24 protein-coding genes are annotated in these 24,179 nt (G+C 43.9%); 20 read left to right on the top strand and 4 right to left on the bottom strand.

Annotated elements, in window-relative coordinates; translation table 11 throughout:
* The first annotated feature begins 209 nt into the window (after nt 1-209).
* Nucleotides 210-1,205 carry a hypothetical protein gene (locus ABOA58_RS18825; protein ID WP_350299554.1) on the top strand — a complete coding sequence of 332 codons (996 nt, stop codon included), beginning with the start codon at nt 210-212 and terminating at the stop codon, nt 1,203-1,205.
* A gap of 213 nt (nt 1,206-1,418) precedes the next feature.
* On the top strand, nt 1,419-2,066 hold the full coding sequence (locus tag ABOA58_RS18820; protein WP_350299553.1) for a DUF2642 domain-containing protein: 648 nt from the start codon (nt 1,419-1,421) through the stop codon (nt 2,064-2,066).
* A 29-nt stretch (nt 2,067-2,095) separates the two neighbouring features.
* Here ABOA58_RS18820 and ABOA58_RS18815 read toward each other — a convergent pair whose 3' ends face one another.
* The 3 genes from ABOA58_RS18815 to ABOA58_RS18805 form a co-directional block, all read right to left on the bottom strand.
* Entirely contained in the window at nt 2,096-3,367 is a 1,272-nt protein-coding gene (locus ABOA58_RS18815) for a replication-associated recombination protein A (RefSeq protein WP_350299552.1), read from the bottom strand.
* Nucleotides 3,368-3,589: 222 nt separating this feature from the next.
* The gene (locus ABOA58_RS18810; RefSeq protein ID WP_350299551.1) at nt 3,590-4,579 is read right to left on the bottom strand and encodes a nuclease-related domain-containing protein; all 990 of its coding nucleotides are present in this window, start codon (nt 4,577-4,579) and stop codon (nt 3,590-3,592) included.
* Between the two features lie 233 nt (nt 4,580-4,812).
* Nucleotides 4,813-5,130: a hypothetical protein gene (locus ABOA58_RS18805; protein ID WP_350299550.1), complete on the bottom strand. Its 318-nt coding sequence runs from the start codon at nt 5,128-5,130 to the stop codon at nt 4,813-4,815.
* Between the two features lie 322 nt (nt 5,131-5,452).
* Between ABOA58_RS18805 and cymR the strand changes: the two genes are divergently transcribed.
* The 14 genes from cymR (at nt 5,453) to ABOA58_RS18735 (ending at nt 19,005) form a co-directional block, all read left to right on the top strand.
* The gene (cymR, locus tag ABOA58_RS18800; protein WP_034308657.1) at nt 5,453-5,872 is read left to right on the top strand and encodes a cysteine metabolism transcriptional regulator CymR; all 420 of its coding nucleotides are present in this window, start codon (nt 5,453-5,455) and stop codon (nt 5,870-5,872) included.
* Between the two features lie 60 nt (nt 5,873-5,932).
* Nucleotides 5,933-7,078, top strand: coding sequence for a cysteine desulfurase family protein (locus ABOA58_RS18795; RefSeq protein ID WP_350299549.1), 1,146 nt, complete (start codon nt 5,933-5,935; stop codon nt 7,076-7,078).
* A gap of 29 nt (nt 7,079-7,107) precedes the next feature.
* On the top strand, nt 7,108-8,223 hold the full coding sequence (gene mnmA, locus ABOA58_RS18790; protein ID WP_101222649.1) for a tRNA 2-thiouridine(34) synthase MnmA: 1,116 nt from the start codon (nt 7,108-7,110) through the stop codon (nt 8,221-8,223).
* A 122-nt stretch (nt 8,224-8,345) separates the two neighbouring features.
* On the top strand, nt 8,346-9,011 hold the full coding sequence (locus ABOA58_RS18785) for a tetratricopeptide repeat protein (protein ID WP_137019033.1): 666 nt from the start codon (nt 8,346-8,348) through the stop codon (nt 9,009-9,011).
* Nucleotides 9,012-9,047: 36 nt separating this feature from the next.
* Nucleotides 9,048-11,453 carry an SF1B family DNA helicase RecD2 gene (recD2, locus tag ABOA58_RS18780; RefSeq protein ID WP_350299548.1) on the top strand — a complete coding sequence of 802 codons (2,406 nt, stop codon included), beginning with the start codon at nt 9,048-9,050 and terminating at the stop codon, nt 11,451-11,453.
* An 80-nt stretch (nt 11,454-11,533) separates the two neighbouring features.
* Nucleotides 11,534-12,103, top strand: a complete 570-nt coding sequence (locus ABOA58_RS18775) for a LemA family protein (protein WP_434547741.1) — start codon at nt 11,534-11,536, stop codon at nt 12,101-12,103.
* Nucleotides 12,103-12,879: a TPM domain-containing protein gene (locus ABOA58_RS18770; RefSeq protein WP_350299546.1), complete on the top strand. Its 777-nt coding sequence runs from the start codon at nt 12,103-12,105 to the stop codon at nt 12,877-12,879. The genes ABOA58_RS18775 and ABOA58_RS18770 overlap by 1 nt, the downstream gene beginning before the upstream one ends.
* Before the next feature lie 148 nt (nt 12,880-13,027).
* Nucleotides 13,028-13,486, top strand: coding sequence for a PRC-barrel domain-containing protein (locus tag ABOA58_RS18765; protein ID WP_350299545.1), 459 nt, complete (start codon nt 13,028-13,030; stop codon nt 13,484-13,486).
* Nucleotides 13,476-13,691 carry a hypothetical protein gene (locus ABOA58_RS18760; protein WP_034311361.1) on the top strand — a complete coding sequence of 72 codons (216 nt, stop codon included), beginning with the start codon at nt 13,476-13,478 and terminating at the stop codon, nt 13,689-13,691. Before ABOA58_RS18765 ends, ABOA58_RS18760 begins: the two co-directional genes overlap by 11 nt.
* 227 nt (nt 13,692-13,918) lie before the next feature.
* On the top strand, nt 13,919-14,995 hold the full coding sequence (locus ABOA58_RS18755) for an AI-2E family transporter (RefSeq protein ID WP_350299544.1): 1,077 nt from the start codon (nt 13,919-13,921) through the stop codon (nt 14,993-14,995).
* A 310-nt stretch (nt 14,996-15,305) separates the two neighbouring features.
* Nucleotides 15,306-17,942, top strand: a complete 2,637-nt coding sequence (gene alaS / locus ABOA58_RS18750) for an alanine--tRNA ligase (RefSeq protein WP_350299543.1) — start codon at nt 15,306-15,308, stop codon at nt 17,940-17,942.
* A 66-nt stretch (nt 17,943-18,008) separates the two neighbouring features.
* On the top strand, nt 18,009-18,278 hold the full coding sequence (locus ABOA58_RS18745; RefSeq protein ID WP_034311358.1) for an IreB family regulatory phosphoprotein: 270 nt from the start codon (nt 18,009-18,011) through the stop codon (nt 18,276-18,278).
* Nucleotides 18,278-18,703 carry a Holliday junction resolvase RuvX gene (gene ruvX / locus ABOA58_RS18740; protein ID WP_034308633.1) on the top strand — a complete coding sequence of 142 codons (426 nt, stop codon included), beginning with the start codon at nt 18,278-18,280 and terminating at the stop codon, nt 18,701-18,703. Before ABOA58_RS18745 ends, ruvX begins: the two co-directional genes overlap by 1 nt.
* Nucleotides 18,704-18,714: 11 nt before the next feature.
* Entirely contained in the window at nt 18,715-19,005 is a 291-nt protein-coding gene (locus ABOA58_RS18735; RefSeq protein ID WP_063232962.1) for a DUF1292 domain-containing protein, read from the top strand.
* A 251-nt stretch (nt 19,006-19,256) separates the two neighbouring features.
* Here ABOA58_RS18735 and ABOA58_RS18730 read toward each other — a convergent pair whose 3' ends face one another.
* Entirely contained in the window at nt 19,257-19,412 is a 156-nt protein-coding gene (locus tag ABOA58_RS18730; RefSeq protein WP_202190573.1) for a hypothetical protein, read from the bottom strand.
* 484 nt (nt 19,413-19,896) lie between these two features.
* On the opposite strand from ABOA58_RS18730, the gene mltG reads away from it, so the two are divergent.
* From mltG to ABOA58_RS18710, 4 genes are all read left to right on the top strand, one after another.
* Nucleotides 19,897-21,033 carry an endolytic transglycosylase MltG gene (mltG, locus tag ABOA58_RS18725; RefSeq protein WP_350299542.1) on the top strand — a complete coding sequence of 379 codons (1,137 nt, stop codon included), beginning with the start codon at nt 19,897-19,899 and terminating at the stop codon, nt 21,031-21,033.
* 260 nt (nt 21,034-21,293) lie between these two features.
* The gene (locus tag ABOA58_RS18720; protein WP_350299541.1) at nt 21,294-21,959 is read left to right on the top strand and encodes an O-methyltransferase; all 666 of its coding nucleotides are present in this window, start codon (nt 21,294-21,296) and stop codon (nt 21,957-21,959) included.
* The gene (locus tag ABOA58_RS18715) at nt 21,946-22,875 is read left to right on the top strand and encodes a peptidase U32 family protein (RefSeq protein ID WP_350299540.1); all 930 of its coding nucleotides are present in this window, start codon (nt 21,946-21,948) and stop codon (nt 22,873-22,875) included. The genes ABOA58_RS18720 and ABOA58_RS18715 overlap by 14 nt, the downstream gene beginning before the upstream one ends.
* Nucleotides 22,876-22,907: 32 nt before the next feature.
* Entirely contained in the window at nt 22,908-24,179 is a 1,272-nt protein-coding gene (locus ABOA58_RS18710) for a peptidase U32 family protein (protein WP_144479406.1), read from the top strand.

Below are 24,179 nucleotides of genomic sequence, written 5' to 3'. Positions count from 1 at the left end.
AAATTCCGGGGTTTTTTTATTAAAAAGTAAGGCCCTTTTTTAAAAGTTGAATAGAATGGAAAAAGTGATTTTTCAAAAGGGGATTTCTAGGCGTACGACGATTTCCTACAAAATGGGTGATAAGCAGAGTCCGTATTAGAAAGCAGGCGCATATATATGCAGTACGGATATCATTAAAGTATAAATAACTATTGGAGGCTAAAGGAAAAATGGCAGAGACTGTTGGTTTACCGTACCTTGATGCTTTAACAGGAAAATCGGTGAGGGTGTTTAAAGGCGGGCCTGATTCTAGAGAAGGCAGGCTTATAGGAGTATTAAGCGATTATATCGTTTTACAAACAGGGAAAGATGAACAAACTCAACTTGTGTATTACGTAAGGGATCATTTGAAAATCGTTGTCGCGAATGCGAAAAAGTCACAAGTCGATTTATTGGCCGAGGAAGAAGAAATAGTATTTCCGACCAGTTTTTTAGGATTGCTGGCAACTCTTCAAACTAGCTGCATTCAAGTGAATGGCGGCGGTCCGGCATCTAAAGTTGGCCGGGTTGTAGATGTGAAAGATGAATTTTTAGTTTTATCCACGGAGAAAGATGGGCTTGTTTTATACCCGATTTCCCATATTAAAAGTGTAACAGTGATAGAACAATCAGACGAACAATTATTGCCTGAATTTGTTTATAACGGAACTGATACACTAAATGGAATTCTGACTCGCTTAGTCCACAACTGGGTATCCGTTTTCGCTGGTGGACCTGAGAGGGTTGAGGGCATCCTGATGGAAGTGGCTGATACGTACCTTATCGTTGTGCATAATCAAGAATTATTTTATGTGACAACTGATCATGTCCAATTCGTTGCCTTAACTGTGCAGGTAGAGGAAGAAGCTGAAGAGGAGACAGATGAAAAATCCGAAGATGGAGGTTCGTCAGACGGAGGTGCATCAAACGCAAATTCAGCAAATGGAAATTCAGCAAACGGAAGTAGAAAAGATGAAAGCAGTTCATCAGAAGAGAGCAGTTCTTCATATGAAAGCTCTTCAAGCTCAAGCTCATATGAAAGCTCTTCAAGCTCAAGCTCAGATGAAAGCTCTTCAAGCTCAAGCTCAGAAGAAATATCAGCAAGACGCAGAAGTCCTCGTGCAAATGCATTCAAGCAAATTTGGATTGAGAACCTAATCAAAGCTTCAAATCAAAATATCCGGTAAAGAAATACCAAACAGGTACAGCAACCAAGATCGAGTTGTTGTGCCTTCTTATGAAAGGTGGACATGCCGTTGTTGCCCAAGATGGATTCATTGGGATTCGTTACACCATTTTGATTTATTTTTTCATTTTCAAAAGTTTATGTTCAAATGCTTTTAAAATGGCCAAGCAACCATTTTGTTTGGTTGATTTTAATATAAAGGGGGAAGAGTCGCTTGTTAGCAAAGCATATAGGCCAGTATATGGAACTGGAGCTCTCAGGGAATATAAATGAAGCGGGGATTTTAATTGAAGTAAGTTCTGACATCATCGTTTTGTATACTGGAAAAGCCTACCGTTACATTCCATTCCGGCACATTAAGAATTTTTCCTTTCCTATAATCGATGAGGAGATTGGTTCGGGAGGAGAGCCGGAGATTGACGAGACATCGTTCCGAAAATTACTGATGAATGCGAAGGGGATGTTTGTTGAAATCCTGCTCACAAAAAAAAACTCGGTTCATGGTTATATCGTGGGCATCATGAATAACTATTTCGTCTTTTATTCGCCAGTATTTAAAACGATGTTCATTTCGATGGATCATTTAAAGTGGCTTTCGGTTTGCGATGATGCAAAGGGTCCATACGGTTTGAATAAAGGGGAACAATTGGCACAGGTTTCATCTTTAAGCTGGGCCCGGACATTGGAGGAGCAGGTGAAAAAGTTAACCAATAAACTGGTAGTGCTCGACTTGGGGATGCATCCGCAGAATATCGGGATGATCAGTGCAGTGAAAGATGGCATTATTGAGATGGTGAATGCTCAAGGGGAGGCGATTTTTGTCAACATGAGGCATGTTAAAAGTTTTCATTTCCCACAATAAAGAAACTCCGGGTCTGAAGTGATCCGGAGTTATTTCTTTTTCTCGATATTTTCATAGACCGAGGCAAGGGCTTGTTCAAATTTCCCGCTCTTTTTCGGTTTGTAGTATTTTTTTCTGCGCAGTTTGTCCGGTAAGTATTGCTGCTTCACCCAACCATTCTCGTAGTCATGCGGATAAAGGTAGCTGATGCCACGTCCGAGTTCAGTGGCCCCTTTGTAATGGGCATCCTTAAGATGATCTGGTACATCTCCACTATGGCCGCTGCGAATGTCGGAAAGAGCCGCATCAATTGCGGTAATAGCCGTATTCGATTTAGGTGATAGGCATAACTCAATCACGGAGTTGGCAAGTGGAATCCGGGCTTCAGGAAACCCGAGCCGTTCAGCGGCTTCGACTGCAGCGAGGGCCCTGGGACCAGCCTGCGGATTGGCAAGACCTATGTCTTCGTAAGCGATGACCACCATGCGACGGGCAATGCTGACAAGATCGCCGGCTTCGACCAATCGCCCCAAATAATGAAGGGCTGCATTCACATCACTGCCGCGAATTGATTTTTGGAAAGCCGACAGAACATCGTAATGGGCATCTCCATCCTTGTCATGTGAGAAGCTTTTTTTCTGCATGCATTCCTCGGCAATTTGCAGATCTATATGAATCGTTCCGGACTCATCAGGTTCGGTGGAAATGACGGCGAGCTCAAGAGCGTTAAGCGCACTGCGGACATCTCCGTTCGAAGCCGTTGCGAAATGGGTAAGGGCATCAAGGCTGACATCCGTTATATACGCACCAAGCCCGCGCTCTTCATCATGAAGTGCCCGTTCCAGAGCTTTGGTTATATCAAAGGTTTCCAATGATTTGAGCTCGAAAATCTGGCACCTGCTTCGGATGGCCGGATTGATTGCATGATAGGGATTGCTGGTCGTTGCACCGATCAAGGTGATCATCCCGTTTTCAAGATAAGGCAATAGGAAATCCTGCTTCGCCTTATCGAGACGATGAACCTCATCAAGCAGCAGAATCACTTTCCCCGACATCTTAGCCTCGGCAGCCACGATTTCCATATCCTTTTTATTATTGGTCACCGCGTTCAGTGTCCTAAAAGCAAACTTCGTGCTTCCGGCAATCGCACTTGCAATCGAAGTCTTGCCGATTCCCGGCGGACCATACAGGATCATGGAAGAAAGCTGCTTGGCTTTCACCATCCTTGCGATAATTTTCCCTTCACCGACCAGATGCTCCTGCCCGATGATCTCATCAATCGACCGAGGCCGCATCCGGAAAGCAAGCGGTTTAATATTCATTGCGCACCTCTCCTTTTTATATAAGGTATCACAACTGATGGGGGAAATGCGCTGATTATGCTATAAAAGAGGGGGAATTCCTATTATAGTAGTCCGTGTGGGGATTTAATTTTTGCTGTGAGCTCGATAATTCAATCTATCAGCGGAATATTTCATCCTACAGGGGATTAATCCGACCTACCAGCGGAGAAATCCGACCTACCAGCGGACTAATTCGACTTATCAGCGGAGAAATCCTACCTCTGCTTCTATGAGAGAATTTAATAGATAAAATCTGCCTCTAGTATGTCCGGAATGATTCAATTTTAGTGAAAGTAATAGTTTCTTTGCACTGGATGGGGATTGGAGTTGTAGGAAGTTTCGAAATTCCTTATTGGTAATGGTAGGTTTGACGAGGTATAGATAATCATAAAGTGCCGGAATGTGAGCATCGAGGGAAAAATCCAAACAGGTACGGCAAATCCACTTTCTTGATTTCCGCTCCATCGAAAATGCATGACACTTATCGCAGAATACTCCGGTTTGGAGGGCGGTAATCGGAATTCTATAATTCTCTAGCGGTTTAGGAATATAAGGGATGTGACCATCAAGCAATAAATTCGATAATCGTTTCATTGCTCTAGTAGAAAGGACCGCTTCGTTATACTTGTTTTTTAATTCCTCAATTTTAAGTAGAATCCGATCCTTACGTATCACTTTTCTATTAATATCCGTATTCCCGGCCCGAATGATCGTTGAAGAATTGGCACTGACAACGAGGGTTTCAACTGGAAGGTTGTTCATTCTTTTTGTTTTTAACCAGTCTAATAACTGCTGTCGCTGCCGGCTCACTTGCAATATGGGATCATCAAAAGCTTCGGTTTTTCCATCTGGATTTGTACGGATAAGTTGATTGAATGCATTATCGAAAAAGATTTCACCAGCCATGTTTTTGACTTCAAGGATTAAAAGGAAAGAGGATGTGAGAATGAGGATGTCCATTTGGAAGGGGAAAGATGATCCAATTAGTCGGAGGTCATGAAAGAGTAGATACTCTTTTTCAGGAAGGGATTTAAGAGATTGGAAGACTCTGTTTTCACCGTTGTATCCGGCCTTGATTTTTTTGATATCTTCAATAATTGCCGGTTGCTTCGCATGTCCATGAGGTAAGCGTCTCATCAGAGCTTCGAGCATGTCTATTTTTAAAGGCATCTTGCAGTTTTTAATGATCATGATAACCACTCCTTATAGATTTAAGTGAAGTATTCTCGGTTAATAAAGTGATTTCCTGTATTTTAGTGAAATTAAATGTGGCATGTAACGTACTTTCTTATTAATTCAACCTATCCCCGCAATAATCCGGCCGTCCGATCGAAAGATTCGACCTATCCCTGCAATAATCCGACCGTCCGATCGAAAAATCCGACCTAGCGTAAATAATCCAGCTTCCAAGCGAAAAATCCGCTCTAGCACCCAATAAACCGACCGTCCAAGCGAAAGATTCGACCTGTCCCTGCAATAAACCGACCGTCCAAGCGAAAGATTCGCCCTATCCCTGCAATAATCCGACCGTCCGATCGAAAAATCCGACCTAGCGTAAATAATCCAGCTTCCAAGCGAAAAATCCGCTCTAGCACCCAATAATCCGACCGTCCAAGCGAAAGATTCGACCTATCCCTGCAATAATCCGACCGTCCGATCGAAAGATTCGCCCTAGCGTAAATAATCCAGCTTCCAAGCGAAAAATCCGTTCTAGCACCCAATAATCCGACCGTCCAAGCCAAAGATTCAACCTATCCCCGCAATAAACCGACCGTCCAAGCGAAAGATTCGCCCTATCGCCACAATAATCCGGCCGTCTAAGCAAATAATTCGACCTATCCCCGCAATAATCCGGCCGTCCGAGCAAAAAAATCAGTCCTAACCCAAAATGCTGTATAAAATTCGTCATCCTATCGTTCACATTTCATTCTTTTCTTTCCTTTTTCCTACCTCTCCAATTAGGATAATTTGACAAATGAAGGGCGGGTGAATGCATTTCCGGCGGGAATATGCTATAATTTCAAAAGAATTTAGAAACGGATAAATAATTTGAGGTGTATATGTATGAAGATATCTACTAAAGGCCGTTATGGTTTGACAATTATGATTGAGCTTGCTAAACATTATGGAGAAGGCCCGAAGAGTTTGAAATCGATTGCCCAGACGCATAATCTGTCGGAGCATTATTTGGAGCAGCTGATTGCGCCGCTTCGTAATGCGGGATTGGTGAAGAGTGTGCGCGGTGCGTATGGCGGGTATGTCCTGTCTAAAGATCCTCAGGAGATTACTTCTGGTGATGTCATTCGTGTATTGGAAGGGCCGATTACTCCTGTTGAAGGAATTGAGGATGAGGAGCCGGTGAAGCGCCAGCTTTGGATCCGGATTCGCGATGCTGTGAAGGACGTATTGGATAATACGACGCTTATGGATTTGGCGAGCTACAAGGATACGGGTGAAATCGATTCTTATATGTACTATATTTAAGTGATTAGCAATGCGCCTATTATGTAGGCGCTTGCGTTTTTTAATGGAGGCGACAAAAAAGTGGACAGAATATATTTAGATCATGCTGCGACTTCACCGATGCATCCGAATGTGATCGATAGGATGATGACGGTCATGAGCCATGACTTCGGGAATCCGTCGAGCATTCATGCTTTCGGTCGGGAGGCACGCCATGTTTTGGATGAGGCGCGTTCGAGTATTGCGGCGAGCATCGGTGCGGGGCGGAATGAAATCATTTTCACGAGCGGCGGAACCGAGGCGGATAATACGGCGATCATTGGTGTTGCGAATGCTTATAAAGATAAAGGGAAGCACATCATTACGACGGAGATTGAGCATCATGCGGTTTTGCATACATGCCAATTCCTTGAGAAGTCTGGCTTTGAGGTCACATATTTACCTGTGAATGAAGCGGGGCTTATTTCAATTGCCGATCTAAAGGCCGCATTGCGGGATGACACGATTTTGGTTTCGGTCATGTTCGGCAATAATGAGGTTGGAACGGTCCAGCCGATTGCTGAAATTGGAGAGCTGCTCAAGGGGCATCAAGCCATTTTCCATACGGATGCGGTTCAGGCATATGGTTTGATCTCTATCGACGTTCGAGAGTTGGGTGTGGATTTGCTTAGTGTAACCGCGCATAAAATCAACGGTCCAAAAGGAATCGGCTTTCTTTATATGCGTGAAGGCTTGAAGCTGAATCCGCAATTATATGGCGGGGAACAAGAACGCAAGCGCCGTGCTGGTACGGAAAGCGTGCCTGCAATTGCCGGTTTTGCAGAAGCCGTTTCAATTGCACAAAGCATGATGAAAGAGAAAAAGGAGCAATACAAGCGATTTAAAGACGTATTGCTTGCCGTCTTTGATGAGGCGGATGTACAATATGAAATTAACGGATCTATGGAACAGTCGCTGCCGCATGTGCTGAATGTTAGTTTTCCTGGTACGAATGTGGAATCGATGCTCGTTAATATGGACTTGGCAGGTGTTGCTGTATCGAGCGGATCCGCTTGTACAGCTGGGTCAATCGATCCGTCGCATGTGCTTGTGGCGATGTTCGGGAAAGATTCGGAGCGGACGAAGAATTCGATTCGTTTCAGCTTCGGTCTGAACAACACGGAAGAGGAAGTAAGGCAGGCGGCTGAAACCACCGTTAAAATCGTTAATAGATTAGTGAGAAGATAATTCTTACTTTAAATAAATGAGGTGACAGAATGAGAAAAGCACCACAGGACACCCGCGTCGTCGTGGGTATGTCAGGAGGCGTGGATTCTTCTGTGTCAGCCCTGCTATTGAAGAATCAAGGCTATGATGTTGTCGGGATTTTCATGAAGAACTGGGATGATACAGATGAAAACGGAGTCTGTACGGCAACGGAAGATTACAATGATGTAATTGCCGTATGTAATCAAATCGGCATCCCTTATTATGCGGTCAATTTCGAGAAGCAGTATTGGGATAAAGTTTTCACTTATTTCTTGGATGAGTATAAAGCGGGCCGTACCCCGAATCCGGATGTAATGTGCAATAAGGAAATCAAGTTCAAGGCATTTCTTGAACATGCAGTAAGCCTTGGTGCCGATTATGTGGCTACAGGTCATTACGCACAGGTTGAATACCGGGATGGCGAATACAAAATGCTTCGCGGTGTCGATAATAATAAAGATCAAACGTACTTCTTGAACCAGCTTACTCAAGAACAGTTGGAAAAAGTCATGTTTCCGCTTGGACACATTGATAAGAAGGAAGTCCGTGAAATTGCGAAAGAAGCGGGTCTTGCCACGGCAACGAAAAAAGATTCTACAGGCATCTGTTTTATCGGTGAACGCAATTTCAAAGAGTTTTTAAGCAATTACCTACCAGCTCAGCCTGGTGATATGGTCACGATGGATGGCAAGGTCATGGGCAAGCATGACGGATTGATGTATTACACCATCGGTCAGCGTCACGGTCTAGGGATTGGCGGCAGCGGCGAACCTTGGTTTGTTGCGGGAAAAGACTTGAAGCGCAATGTTTTATATGTGTGTCAAGGCTTTGATAATGATGTGCTGTATTCCAATTCCCTTCGTGCAGTGAATGTCAGCTGGGTAGCGGAACATATACCTGCGGGTGAATTTACATGTACGGCAAAGTTCAGGTATCGTCAAGAGGATAGCGGTGTTAAGGTGAAGGTCTTGGACAATGGTGACGTCGAAGTCATCTTTGACGAGCCAGTCCGCGCGATCACACCTGGACAAGCAGTCGTATTCTATGAAGGTGAAGTGTGCCTTGGCGGCGGTACGATTGATGAAGTATTTAAAAAAGGTGAAAAACTGACTTACGTAGGGTAAAATAAGCATGTCCCCAGCTGTGTTTGCGGTTGGGGACTTCTTTTGGATTGCGGGTGTACCGCCTGAATTCGACCACTGGCTTATGCTATACTTTTTAATATAAAAATGGAGTGTGAATGGATATGGATAAGAATCAACAAGGAATTGAATTTATGCAGCAAGGGAAATACGAAGAAGCGGCGAAAGTTTTTAATGAGGCGATCGAGGAAAATCCGAATGAGCCTGTTGCCTACATAAACTTTGGGAATGTATTGACTGCCGTTGGTGAAACGGATAAAGCGGTCAAGTTTTACAAAAAGGCGATCGAGCTGGATGAAAATGCAGCAGCGGCTTACTATTCTTTAGGAAACTTATATTATGAATCAGATTCTAAACTAGTCGAAGCGAAGGATATGTTCGAAAAGGCAATCCGTTTAGGGCTGGATAACAGCGATGCTTACTTCATGCTTGGATTGACATTGATGGCATTAGATCAGCCGAAATTGGCGATGCCTTATTTACAGAGAACGGTGGAGCTGAGCCCTGAGGACGTTGATGCAAGATTCCAATATGCGTTATGTCTTGCTAATGCGGAATTATATGATGAATTGATCAATCAACTGAATTTAGTTGTGGAACAGGATCCGAATCATGCGGATGCTTATTATAATTTAGGTGTTGCGTTTGCAGGGTATCGTGAGGATGCGCAAGCAGCGATGGCTTATTTTGATAAGGCTTTGGAAGCACAGCCTGACCATATGCTTGCTGCGCACGGTAAGAAACTGTTGGAAGAAATGAATGCTGAGTAAATAAAAAGCATATGCATGGAAAGGTGGGGAGAAGCGTTGAGCCAGCAAGATTCGTTGGATTTGTTTTCAGAAGAGAAAATGTTCATGAAAGGAAGTCATTTAGTGACGATCTTTCATAATGAAGAAAATATGTACTCGGTTGTAAGAATTCGTGTGCATGAAACGAATCTGAATTATGAAGAGAAGGAAGCGGTCGTAACTGGTTATTTTCCAAGGATGCATGAGGATGAGATCTATATTTTTTATGGGGCCATGAAGGAACATCCGCGTTTTGGCCTTCAATTTCATGTAGAGCATTTTCGCAAGGATCTGCCTCAATCCAAGGAAGGCATCGTCAGTTATTTATCAGGTGACCTTTTCAAGGGCATTGGGAAGAAAACAGCAGAAAGCATTGTTGAGACACTGGGTGAAAAGGCAATTTCAAAAATTCTGGCTCAGCCCTCGCTACTTGATGATATCCCGAAGCTATCCGGGGAAAAGGCAAAGGGCCTCTATGATACATTGGTCGAGCATCAAGGTCTGGAGCAGGTGATGATCGCCCTGAATCAATATGGCTTCGGTCCGCAGCTGTCGATGAAGATTTATCAAATGTATAAACAGGATACGATCACGATGGTTCAGGGAAATCCGTATAAGCTCGTAGAGGATATTGAAGGGATTGGTTTTGGACGGGCGGATGAGCTTGGACATCAGCTGGGCATTTCCGGCAGCCATCCCGACCGAATCAAGGCTGCGTGCTTGTATACGCTTGAATCTCAATGCCTGCAGGACGGAAATATCTACATAGAAGCTGAGCAGCTATTGGAAGCGGTCAAACGGCTGCTTGAGGAAAATAAGCGGGACCGCATTGAGTTCACGAACATTTCCTCGGAAATAATCGAATTGACGCAAGAGGGGAAAATAGTTGTCGAGGATCAACGAATTTATCCGCCTTCGCTTTTCTATTCGGAAAAGGGAATCGTGATGAACATCAAGCGGCTGCTTGCTCAAACCGAGTATGAGGACCAGTTCCCCGAATCAGAGTTCTTGCTGGCACTTGGGGAGCTGGAAGAGCGGCTGGATGTTTCCTATGCCCCGGCCCAAAAGGAAGCGATCCAAACGGCCCTGCAATCACCCATGTTAATCTTGACGGGCGGACCGGGTACGGGTAAGACGACAGTCATCAAAGGAATCGTTGAGCTATATGCAGAGCTGCATGGCGTTTCCATGGACATTAACGATTATAAAAAAGAAGGAAGCGATCCATTTCCATTCGTACTTGCGGCTCCTACTGGCCGTGCAGCGAAACGCATGGCCGAATCGACTGGGCTTCCCGCTGTTACGATCCATCGTTTGCTCGGGTGGAACGGGAGTGAAGGCTTTTCCCATGATGAGGATAATCAGCTGGATGGCCGTATCGTAATCATCGATGAGGTTTCAATGGTGGATACGTGGCTGGCCCATCAATTGTTTAAAGCTCTGCCGGAAAATGTCCAAGTGATATTGGTTGGTGATGAAGATCAGCTGCCATCTGTTGGACCTGGGCAGGTTTTAAAGGATTTGCTTGCATCGAATTGTGTCCCGACTGTCAGTCTTGAACATATTTATCGTCAAGCCGATGGCTCGTCGATCATTGAATTGGCACATGAAATCAAAAAAGGAAGGCTTCCGGATGATGTCACGAAACAGCAAGAAGATCGATCGTTCATTCGCTGCCAAACCGGTCAAATCGCCCAAGTTATCGAGAAAGTGGTTGCCAATGCCAGGACGAAAGGCTTCACGGCCAAGGATATACAGGTGCTGGCTCCCATGTATAGAGGACCTGCCGGCATTGATGCATTGAATAAAATGCTTCAGGAAGTGTTCAATAGCAATGCGGATGAAAAGCGGCGGGAAATAAAATTCGGAGACGTAATATACAGAACGGGAGATAAGGTGCTTCAACTGGTGAACCAGCCAGAGGAGGGCGTCTTTAATGGCGATATGGGAGAAATCGTGTCGATATTGTTCGCTAAAGAAAATACCGATTCTGTCGATAAAGTAATCATATCGTTCGAAGGCATCGAAGTGACATACACGAAGCAGGACTTGAACCAGATCACACATGCCTATTGCTGCTCCATCCATAAGTCGCAGGGAAGTGAATTCCCCATTGTCATTTTACCTGTAGTGAAAAGCTATTATCGGATGCTCCGACGTAATTTATTGTATACGGCGATTACGCGCAGTAAAAATTTCTTGATCCTTTGTGGTGAAGAAGATGCATTCCGTTTAGGGATCGAGCGTAATGATGAGATGAGCCGCAAAACGACTTTGCGTGAAAAGCTGCAGGGGATTTTGAGTGAAGAAGAAATGCCGGCGGAAAAGGGAGAGGTATCTCAACAATCAAGTTATCTTGATATTCTCATGCATGCTGACCCGATGATCGGGATGGAGAATGTCACGCCTTATGATTTTATGTAGCGGGTTCTTTTGGATGAATTTTGTTTAAAATTCATAGTTTTGGTGGAACTATAACTAATATGTGAAAGAGTAGGGGGTATTTGATGAAAAAAGGTTGGATAATAGGAATAGTCGTTGTCGTTTTACTTGTCATTTATGGGGCATCTTCATATAACGGCCTTGTAAGTGCAAGTGAAGACGTCGACAATAAATGGTCGCAGGTGGATAATCAATTAAAACGAAGAGCGGATTTGATTCCAAATCTTGTCGAAACGGTGAAGGGTTATGCTTCGCATGAAACGGAAGCCATTAAAGCGGTGAGTGATGCACGCTCGAAGCTGGCCGGTGCCAATTCGACTGAAGAAGCGATTGATGCCGATCAAGAATTGAGTGGGGCCTTGAGCCGACTTTTGGTGGTTGTCGAAAACTATCCGGATTTAAAGGCCAATGAGAACTTTAAGGGTCTCATGGATAGTTTGGAAGGAACGGAAAATCGGCTGACGGTAGCACGAAAAGACTATAATGATGAAGTTACCAACTATAATAAAATGATTAAACGCTTTCCGAAGAATATGATGGCAGGAGCGTTCGGGTTCGATGCCAAACCATATTTTGAAGTGACCGATCAAGAAAAAGAAACGCCAAAGGTTGATTTCGGGAGCGATAAATAATGAAAAGACTCGCTGTGTTTGCGCTATTCTTCATTCTCACGTTCGGTTTAGCAAACGTAGCCGCAGCACAACCTAACATCCCTGAACCAGTTGGGGATATATATGTTCAGGACTTTGCTGGAGTCCTGGATGATCAGGAAAAATCCGAACTCATCGAACTTGGGAAACGATTGGATGATGCCACAAAAGCACAAATTTCCGTTTTGACGGTTGATTCGATGGAAGAATCCGAAATCGAGGAGTACTCGGTCGAGGCATTTAGATCATTCAAGCTTGGTGATGCCGAGTTGAACAATGGAGTCCTCATTGTGCTTGCCATGGAAGAACAGAAAATCCACATTGAAGTGGGGTACGGTTTGGAAGGGGCCATTACCGATATAAGATCTGGACAGATTTTGGATGATGTGGCTATCCCTGCGGTGAAAGAGGGTAAATATGATGTTGCCCTGACGGAGACCTATAAGGCTGTATATAACGACGTCACGAAAGAATACGACCTAGGTGACGAGTTTTATCAAGATCTCACCGTTCAGCCCGAGTCAGAAACCTTTCAGCCATCAGGTTTACAGATTTTCCTCATTATCATCGTAGTCATCATCGTATTCATCCTCGATGCCAAGTTCTTTAAAGGATTTTTCCTTCAAACGCTAATCAATATCCTTTTGATATTCATTAGTCGCGGAGGTGGTGGTGGCGGCCGTGGAGGCGGAAGCGGCGGTCCACGGGGCGGCGGCGGAGGAAGTTCCGGTGGCGGAGGTGCCAGCAGAGGATGGTAAGGTAAGTGTATTAGACCGGGAAACCGGTCTTTTTTTTGTGGCCTGGATTCTGTATTGACGGAAGAGGGACCAACAATGGAAAACCTTTCAGCACATCTATTTACATTAGTAAAGAGATAATAAAAATGTTCGGAAAGGCGGGATGACCTTGCGGACGTTTTCTTTATTGAAAGGGATGCCGGTTTTTACAATCAAAGGAGAAAGAATCGGCACGGTCCACGATTTATCAATTTCTGAAATGGGTAAGGTAACAGGCTTGGTCGTTCATCAACAAGCATTGTTCAAAAGGGCTTTTCATTTAAAACTCGACGATATTTCTTCATTCGGTCCAGATGGGATCGTCATCATGCAACAGGATTCAACCTTCAGGAAGGTGCCTGCGGATTCCATTTGCCTTTCGAAGGACGAATTATTGGGACGCATGCTTTTTTCAGAAATGGGCGAAGAGCTTGGTTTACTGCAGGATGTATATTTCAAGGAGAAAATGGGCACGATTATAGCGTATGAAACAACGGATGGGTTTTTCTCGGAGTCGACAGTGATAGAATCAAAACAGCCGCCTGCATTAGGGAAGGATACCATCATTGTTTCAGTTTATGAACAGTGAGGTGTCCATTTTGGAAATTAAATGTCCGAATTGCCGCAGTAAAGATGTTGGGAAGATTGGCGTAAATCAATATTATTGTTGGAATTGCTTTATTGAAATGACTCTATCCGAAGGGCTCATAAATACGCACCAAGTCGAGGAAGATGGAAGTTTAAGCTCATTGGACGATTTGTTTGAGGAAAATGACCGCCGCTTCGGTATGTAAATAACGGAAGAGGTGTTTGCAATGGCTAGACGTTCACGCAATACTCTAATGAACTTGGGTTCGGACTTGATGAACTCGAAGATGATTAAACGGAACATGAAGAAAATACGCAAAAGATTAAAGTCATTATTATAGCGGCAATGGGTGTCCTGGTAATGAGGGCACTCTTTTTTCATGTATGAAAACCTTCCGCTTTTCGAAGAATAAATGAGCGGGAGGTGTTTATTGTGAGTATTCGTCTAAAGTGGTTTTATCGCCTGGGTTTTTTATTGCTCTTATTTTTTGTTATCTATATCTTTATGAAACTTAAGCCCATGTGGGGACCTTTCGTTACTGTATGTGTGACGGTACTGCTGCCTTTTTTGATTGGTGCGTTCATCAGTTACTTGTTGCACCCTGTAGTGGAATATTTAAATGAGAAAGGGATGCGTCGCTGGCTTTCGATTACGATTATCTATTTATTGTTTTTTGGAGGGATTGGCTTTGCTGTTTATAAAGGCATTCCAGTGATCGTGAGCCAGGTTCGCGAGCTGTCGGAAAGCGTGCCGGAACTGGTTGAACAGTACCGGGGCAGCATTGATAAACTCAATCATCAAACGGCGGCCTGGCCGTTCGGAATTCATGAAAGATTCGAAGAAGGTGTCACCCTTTTCGAAGATTGGCTGAAGCGTATACCTGAAAAGGCGATGGAGTATGCAATGAAGATGATTGATTTCATCGTCCTGATTGCGTTGATTCCATTCATCGCATTTTATATCCTGAAAGATTTCACCGTTTTAAAAAAAATGGCATGGTATATGACGCCGAAAAAATGGCGCAAGCAGGGACGGGCATTCATTCGTGATGTGGATGCGTCGCTTGGCGGCTATATCCGCGGACAAATCATCGTCTGTGTCGTGATCGGTTTGATTTCCTCGCTGCTCTTCTGGATAGTCGGAATGCAATATCCGCTTCTATTGGGGGCGATAATCGGGATAACGAATGTCATTCCGTATTTCGGACCGATTATTGGGGCGATTCCTGCACTGGTCATTGCCGCGACAATGTCAGTTAAAATGGTGTTGATCATCGCGGTCATCGTGCTTGTACTTCAATTTCTTGAGGGAAATATCCTTTCGCCGCTTATAGTCGGTAAAAGCCTCCATATGCATCCGCTGTTCATCATGCTCGCATTATTGGCCGGGGGTGAAATAGGAGGTATCATGGGCATGGTCCTTTCGATTCCCATCTTGGCTGTATTGAAAGTTTTTGTACTTCATGCCCGCGTTCACTTTAGAAAGAAGCCGCCCCTTATTGACAAATAAAAGTCTTGTGAATATAATCCATAACATAAGATAATTCGTTGAAGGATGAAGTATGCTGAAGTCCATCTAAAAGAGAGTGGTCCCCCAGGCTGAAAGGGGCTGCAAGGTGAAGAGCAGCAGAAAGCTAGTCCTGAGAGCAGCTAATACCTGCCGTCATGCCGCGTTAAGGCTTTTATGAAGGTGATGGGCCTGGGATGAATTCCTGCGTCCATAATCAGGGTGGTACCGCGAGTCAACTCTCGTCCCTGTTTTTGGGATGGGGGTTTTTTGTGTGCTCAAAATTACATAATTTTTAAAGGAGGATATATATATGAAGTATTTAACTGGTGCTCAAATCCGCCAAATGTATTTAGATTTTTTTAGTGAAAAAGGCCATACCATCGAACCAAGTGCGTCATTGGTTCCACATGAAGATCCATCATTGCTTTGGATCAATTCCGGGGTGGCGACGTTAAAGAAATATTTTGATGGACGGGTGATTCCTGAAAATCCAAGGATCACAAATGCTCAAAAGGCCATCCGTACAAACGATATTGAAAACGTGGGGAAAACGGCACGTCATCATACGTTCTTCGAAATGCTCGGAAACTTCTCCATTGGCGAATATTTCAAAGAAGAAGCCATCACATGGGCATGGGAATTTTTGACGGATGAAAAATGGATTGGGTTCGACAAAGAGAAATTGGCTGTGACGATCCATCCTGAAGATGATGAAGCATTCGAACTCTGGAATAAGAAAATCGGTGTTCCTGCTGAAAGGATCATTCGCCTGGAAGAGAACTTCTGGGATATCGGTGAAGGTCCAAGCGGCCCGAATACAGAGATTTTCTATGACCGCGGACCAGCATATGGCGATGATCCGAATGATCCGGAACTATATCCAGGCGGGGAAAATGAACGGCATCTAGAAGTCTGGAATCTTGTGTTTTCCCAATTCAACCATAATCCGGACGGTTCTTACACACCGCTTCCAAAGAAAAATATCGATACAGGGATGGGCCTTGAACGTATGGCTTCCGTCGTTCAAGATGTGGCGACGAACTATGATACAGATTTATTCATGCCAATCATCCGGGCAGTCGAAGAGATTTCCGATGTGAAATATGGTGTTGATTCAGAAAAAGATGTTGCCTTCAAGGTCATTGCCGACCATATTCGTACGGTAGCCTTTGCAGTAGGTGACGGGGCTCTTCCATCCAACGAAGGCCGCGGTTATGTATTGCGCCGTTTACTCCGGAGAGCGGTCCGGTATGCTAAGCAAATCAACATCAATCGACCATTCATGTTCGAGCTTGTGACGGTCGTCGGCGAAATCATGAAAGACTTCTACCCTGAAGTCCTTAAGAATAAAGAGTTCATTGCAAAAGTAATCAAGAATGAAGAGGAACGCTTCCATGAAACTCTAAATGATGGACTCGCCATCCTTTCTGAAGTCATTAAAAAGGAAAAGGAAAAAGGCGGTACAACCATTCCTGGCAGTGATGCATTCCGTTTATATGACACATATGGCTTCCCGATTGAGTTAACGGAAGAATATGCAGAAGAAGAAGGCATGACGGTCGATCAGGCTGGATTCGAGAAGGAAATGGATGCACAGCGTGAACGTGCCCGTTCAGCGCGTCAAGATGTGGATTCCATGCAAATCCAAGGCGGGGTATTGGGAGATATTAAAGTTGAAAGTGAATTTGTCGGCTATGATCAAGTCGCTGTCGAAGCCAAAGTTGCTGCCATAGTAAAAAATGGCGAGCTTGTAACGGAGGCACAAGAAGGTGAAGAAGTTCAAGTGATACTGAACAAGACTCCTTTCTATGCTGAAAGCGGCGGACAAATAGCCGATATAGGAACGATGGCCAGTGAATCCGTGAAGGTTGATGTCCATGATGTCCAAAAGGCCCCTAATGGCCAAAATCTGCACCGTGTAACGGTTACTGCCGGCACTTTAACAGCAGATTCCAATATCGTAGCTACGGTAAATCAAGAAAATCGGATCCATATCACGAAAAACCATACAGCGACGCATCTTCTGCATCAGGCGTTGAAAGATGTGCTTGGAACACATGTCAATCAAGCAGGGTCACTCGTACAGGCTGAACGCCTTCGCTTCGATTTCTCTCATTTTGGCCAGATAACGGCGGAAGAGATTGAACAAATCGAAACGATTGTAAATGAAAAGATTTGGCAAAGCTTACAAGTGAATACGGACTATAAAAACATCGAGGAAGCAAAGGCTATGGGCGCAATGGCGTTGTTCGGCGAAAAATACGGCAAGATTGTCCGTGTCGTTCAAATCGGCGATTACAGCCTTGAGCTTTGCGGGGGTGTCCACGTTCCGAATACAGCCGTAATCGGCTTGTTCAAAATCGTATCCGAAAGCGGCATCGGCGCAGGTACTCGCCGTATTGAAGCGGTAACGGGTGCAGGGGCATACAAATTGATGACTGATCAAATCGGTGTCTTGAAAGACGCGGCTGCCAAATTGAAAACGAACTTGAAAGATGTACCTTCAAGAATTGAAACGGTACTGGCTGAAGTGAAGGATCTTCATCGTGAGAATGAAAGCCTTACTGCAAAATTAAGTAATATTGAAGCAAGCAGCCTTGTTTCTAACGTAAAAGACGTAAATGGCGTTCAAGTATTGGTGGCCAAGGTTCAAGCTACCGACATGAATAATCTGCGTGCAATGGCAGATGATTTGAAACAAAAGCTCGATTCTGTCATTATCGTATTAGGTTCGGCCCAAGGTGAAAAAGTCAATTTGATTGCCGGAGTGACTAAGGATTACATCGACCGCGGCTTCCATGCTGGTAAATTGGTCAAAGAAGTTGCTTCCCGTTGCGGCGGCGGCGGTGGCGGACGTCCGGATATGGCCCAAGCCGGCGGAAAAGACCCAGAAAAATTGGATGCAGCGCTTAATTTTGTTGAAGAATGGGTCTTATCGATTTCATAATCAATGGAAAGTGTTGTACAATGTAGGTAATAGTGGATTCTGGACGCTGAGGAGAGGTGCATGTTTATGAGTTCCTTTGATAAAACGATGAAATTTAATTTTCCCGAAGAACCATTCGAAAGAGATGTACAAGAAGTATTGTCTCAAGTTTATGTTGCACTTCAGGAAAAAGGTTATAACCCGATAAACCAGATTGTCGGTTATCTATTATCTGGTGACCCGGCCTACATCCCGCGCCATATGGATGCTCGAAACATTATTCGTAAGCTTGAACGCGATGAAATCATCGAAGAATTGGTTAAGTCGTATCTTAAGAACCATCGAGAGGAATACTAATGCGCACAATGGGACTTGATTTAGGTTCAAAAACCATCGGCGTCGCCCTGAGTGACGCGATGGGTTGGACTGCACAAGGATTGGAAACGATCAAAATTAACGAAGCTGGAAATGACTTCGGCTTTAAACGCCTCAATGAAATTATAAAAGAGCATGATGTTTCTAAAATTGTCCTCGGTTTACCTAAAAACATGAATGGGACCGTTGGACCGCGAGGCGAGATCAGCCAAGATTTCGCTAAACGATTAGAAAACAAATTCAAGCTGCCGGTGTTTCTCTGGGATGAACGGTTGACAACTATGGCGGCTGAACGTGTCCTTCTTGAGGCGGACGTGAGCCGAAGCAAACGCAAGAAAGTCATTGATAAAATGGCAGCTGTCATGATTCTGCAAGGATTCTTGGACAGACAAACAAATTCAATATGAGGTGAATACAAATGGAACACGGCGAAAACAACATTACAGTAGTAGATGAAAACGGAAACGAGCAACTTTGCGAAATCCTTTTCACATTCGACTCAGATAAATTCAACAAATCTTATGTACTTTACTATCCGATGTCAGCGGAAGATGATGAGGAAGAAATCGAAATCCACGCTTCATCATTCGTACCGAGCGAAGATAATAAAGATGGTGAACTTACACCGATCGAAACAGAAGAAGAGTGGGATCTAGTCGAAGAAATGTTAAATACATTCCTTGACCAAGAAGAAGCAGAAGAAGAATAAGATTAGAAAAAAACCGGCCCCTAAAGGTCGGTTTTTTTTTTGAAAAGAGGCTCAATCTAAAATTTAAAAACAAAGTTGATTGGAAGGTGCGAGACTCCTGCGGGAAAAGCGTGTCAAGGGGAGACACCAAAGGCGCAAAGGCGCCGAGGGCGGACCGCCCGCGGAAAGCGAGTGCCTGGAAAGGAAATCAACGTTCAAATTGTACAAACCCTTAAAAAGGTCGGTTTTTTCATTTATGTACCAGTAACACCTTATCTTTTCTCTGCGAATAAAAGCATAAAAGTGGCGAGCGGACCCAAAAATAAAGATAGCAAGAACCAATTCAACGCCGTTCTATTTTTACCTTGAGCAAGTCCGGCGTTTATGAGTGCCAATGTCCCCCAACCTACAAAATAAGAATTATCCAACTCCTTCACACCTTTCTTTATCTTAAATCAATAATACCATTCCTACATGAATATTCCTGTCATTTCTAGAAAATGCCTAATACATGCAGGGAACAAATTTTTAAGCTGAGTAAATAATTAAAACAAAGTTGATTGGAGAGTAAGGTGCGAGACTCCTGCGGGAAAAGCGCGTCTAGGGGAGACCCCGCAGGCGTAGCCGAGGAGGCTCCCGGACCGCCCGCGGAAAGCGAGTGCCTGGAGCGGAAATCAATATACCCTCAAAAAAACTTAGACAAATATATCACTATTTTCCTATTAAATAATACCTGTATATTGACAAAACTAGTGCATTTTTGCCATAAATAGAGTATTGATGAATGTAGTTTTGCAAAAAACATGTAATTATTTGTTGATTTTAGTATAATGTTCGAAGCAAAGATTAATTAGAGAAAGCATCATCTAGAAACCATTCTGTAGTTGGTGTGAGTTTGCAGGGGGAATGAAAATGGATGAAAAAGATAAAAATTTATCTAAAAAGGAACATATCCGAATGAAATTGTTAGAACAGCAAGGAGAAGCCAAGCTGGTTCGTAAAATCATCATGATTACGATAGCTTCGCTTATTGTACTAATTGGGATAGTTGGTCTTGTGGGCTTTTTATATATCAACTCAGCCATGAAACCAGTCGATCCCGAAGATGACACCATCAAGAAAGTGAAAATCCCAATCGGTTCTTCCGTTAACGGAATTTCGACACTGCTTGAAGAGCAGGGGATAATCAAGGACGCACGCGTATTCAAATATTATATTAAATTCCGCAATGAATCCGGTTTTCAGGCAGGTGAGTATAAATTATCACCTTCCATGCCAATTGAAGATATCGTCACAAGCATCAAAACCGGAAAACTCATGAAGGAAGCTGCAATGAAGATTACGATTCCTGAAGGAAAGCAGCTTGTCCAAATTGCCGATATCATCGCAGTCAAGACGGGTGAAGATCCGAAAAAGGTATTTAAGGAATTGAATGATAAGAAATTCGTTAATGCCATGCAAGAGAAATTTCCGCAGCTCTTGACCTCGGAAATTGAAAATGAAAAGGTTTTATATCCGCTTGAAGGATACCTTTTCCCAGCTACTTATGACTTTTATGAGGAAAAGCCGACACTGGAATCGATCGTCATCGAGATGCTGAAGAAAACCGAAGAGACATTGCAGGCATACGAGACCCAGATGGACAAAAACGATTATTCCGTACATGAGATGCTGACCTTCGCTTCGCTTGTTGAAGAAGAGGCGACGGCACAGGTCGATCGCGGAAAAATAGCTTCCGTCTTTTACAATCGTATTGAGGAAGAGATGCCGCTTCAAACGGATCCGACCGTTTTGTATGCGAAAGGTTCACATAAGAGCAGGGTGTATTATAAAGACCTTGAGGTGAAATCACCTTATAATACGTATAAGAATAAGGGGCTGCCTCCAGGGCCGATTGCAAATGCCGGAACGACATCAATCGATGCGGTACTGAAACCTGAGAAAACGGATTACCTATACTTTTTGGCAACACCTGAAGGGGAAGTCCTTTACTCGAAGACCTTGGATGACCACAATATCAAAAAGGCAGAGCATATTTCCAATAAATAAATAAAAAAATGCAATGAGACTGAGGGGGGAGAGATATTACTTTCCCCTTGTTTTTATGATAGAATAGTACAAGTGAATTTTAGATCCGATTCCTATCGGTGACGTAACTCGGCGAATGCCGGGTTTTATTTTGAAAGATAAGGAAATGTAGATCGTCAAGCATACTTGTTTCAGCTGCTCCTTGTGAAGAAATTGACCTATCAATTTCTTCATGTTACTGACCAAGCGCTTTTGTTTTCCTTATAATTGGAGGAAACGTTTTGAACGGAAAAATAGAACAATATCTTCATTCCTTAATTCCGGAGCGTACGGGTTTGCTTAAGGAGTTGGAAGATTTTGCGTTGGAAAATAATGTGCCGATCATGGAGCCCGAAGGCATTGAGGTACTGCTACAGATATTAAGGCTTCATCAGCCAAAGGCGATATTGGAAGTAGGTTCGGCGATTGGCTATTCGGCTATAAGGATGGCTGAGACCCTTCCGGATGCTCGTATCGTCACACTTGAACGGAATGAAGCCCGTATTGAGCAGGCAAGAGCTAACTTCAAGAAGGCGGGACTGTCGGAAAGGATCACCCTCATTGAAGGGGATGCCCTTGAAGCTGGGCCGAAAGTCATGGAACATGGTCCGTTTGATATCATCTTCGTTGATGCAGCTAAAGGGCAGTACAAGCGATTCTTTGAACTGTTTGAACCATTCCTTGCTAGTGCTGGCATCATCATTACTGATAATGTTTTATTCAAAGGCCTGGTTGCCGAAAACATTGAAGAAATGGAAATGACGAGAAGAAAGCGAGCTCTCATCAAAAAAATCAGAGATTTTAACATCTGGTTACATGACCATCCCAATTTCGATACCGTAATTTTGCCGATTGGTGATGGTGTGGCCATAAGTAAACATAGAGGTGACAAAAATGAAAAAGCCTGAATTACTCGTGACTCCGACAAGTGTCGAACATATAACAGAACTCATCGATGCCGGCGCTGATGCCTTCGTCATTGGCGAACAACGTTATGCACTAAGGCTGGCAGGAGAGTTCAAACGTGAAGCTGTCGAGAAGGCGATTGAGCTTGCACATGCTGCGGGCAAGAAAGTGTATGTATCCATGAACGCCATATTTCATAATGAAAAAGTGGACGAGCTTGAAGGGTATGTCACCTTCCTTAAAGAAGCTGGTGCCGATCGGATCATATTCGGTGATCCCGCAGTCTTAATGGCTGTCCGTGCCGTGGCACCTGATATGCCCCTGCATTGGAATACAGAGATGACGGTAACGAACTGGTATACATGTAATTACTGGGGGAAACGCGGTGCTGTCCGTGCCGTGGCTGCCCGTGAGATAAGTCTGGACGAGATAGTGGAAATGAAGGAAAATGCCGAAGTGGAGATGGAAGTGCAAGTGCACGGCATGACATGCATGTTCCAATCGAAGCGTACGCTTCTAGGTAATTACTTTGAATACCAAGGCAAGGCAATGGAAGTGGAAAATCGGAAGGAAAATAGAAGTATGTTCTTGCATGATAAGGAACGTGAAAATAAATACCCGATTTATGAGGATGAAAATGGCACACATATCATGAGTCCGAATGATATGTGCATGATTGATGAACTTCAGGAATTGATTGAAGCGGAAATCGATTCACTGAAAATCGAAGGGCTATTGCAAACACCGGAATATATCATTGAAATGACAAAGCTATATCGGGAAGCGATTGACGTATGTGCTGAAGACCCTGACCGCTATGATGATATTAAATCTGAGCTCTTTGAAAAAGTCAAAGCGGTTCAGCCGGATAATCGCGAGTTGGATACCGGGTTCTTCTTTAAAGAATCGGTTTATTAAAGAAAAGGGTAAGAGAAAGAGGAGGAATAGCCTTGAATGCTATTGCTGATAAAATTTCCAAGATCGTTGATGGAAAGAGAGTCATTGTAAAAAAACCGGAATTGCTGGCTCCGGCCGGCAACCTTGAAAAATTAAAAATTGCCGTCCATTACGGCGCGGATGCCGTGTTCATTGGCGGTCAGGAATATGGTCTTCGTTCCAATGCCGGCAACTTCACGTTTGAGGAAATGAAGGAAGGCGTCGAATTCGCTAAAAAGTATGGCGCTAAAGTATATGTAACGACAAATATCTTCGCTCATAATGAAAATATAGATGGTTTGGATGAATACCTGGAAGGACTTCAGGAGGCTGGGGTTCATGGTATCATCGTAGCCGATCCATTAATCATCGAAACCTGTAAACGGGTCGCTCCGAACGTCGAGATCCATTTAAGCACACAGCAATCCCTATCGAACTGGAAGGCTGTTCAGTATTGGAAAGAGGAAGGTTTGGAGCGGGTTGTTTTGGCACGTGAGACGAGTGCTGATGAAATCCGTGAAATGAAGGAGAAGGTCGATATCGAGATCGAGGCTTTCGTTCATGGAGCCATGTGCATTGCCTATTCTGGACGCTGCACCCTTTCGAACCATATGACGGCGCGTGATTCGAATCGCGGCGGCTGCTGTCAGTCTTGCCGTTGGGATTATGATTTATATGAGTTGGATCAAGACGGGGAAAAGGCTTTATTCGATAAAGAAGATGCACCATTCGCAATGAGTCCAAAAGACTTGAAGCTGATTGAATCACTGCCAGGCATGATTGAAATTGGCATAGACAGCTTAAAAGTCGAAGGAAGAATGAAGTCCATTCATTATATTGCAACAGTTGTCAGCGTCTATCGTAAAGTGATTGATGCGTATTGTGCCGATCCGGACAATTTCAAGATTAAACAAGAATGGCTGGAAGAGCTTGATAAGTGTGCGAATCGTGAGACGGCATCATCGTTCATGGAAGGTGAAATTCCTGGGTATAAACAGCAAATGTTCGGGAATCATACCGTAAAGACTCGCTTCGACTTCGCAGGGTTGGTGCTTGATTACGACGAGGAAACTAAAATCGTTACCATGCAGCAACGTAACTTCTTCAAGCCTGGAGATGAAGTGGAGTTTTTTGGACCGGAAATCGAAAACTTCACTCAAAAAATCGGTACGATCTGGGATGAGTCAGGTAAGGAGCTGGAGGCAGCCCGCCATCCGCTTCAAATTGTCCGCATTCAAGTAGATAATAGAGTTTATGTGAACAATATGATGCGGAAGGAGAATTGA

Origin of the sequence: Peribacillus frigoritolerans, from assembly GCF_040250305.1 — a bacterium.
Classification (GTDB): Bacteria; Bacillota; Bacilli; order Bacillales; family DSM-1321; genus Peribacillus.
This window is presented reverse-complemented; position numbering and strand designations above follow the sequence as displayed.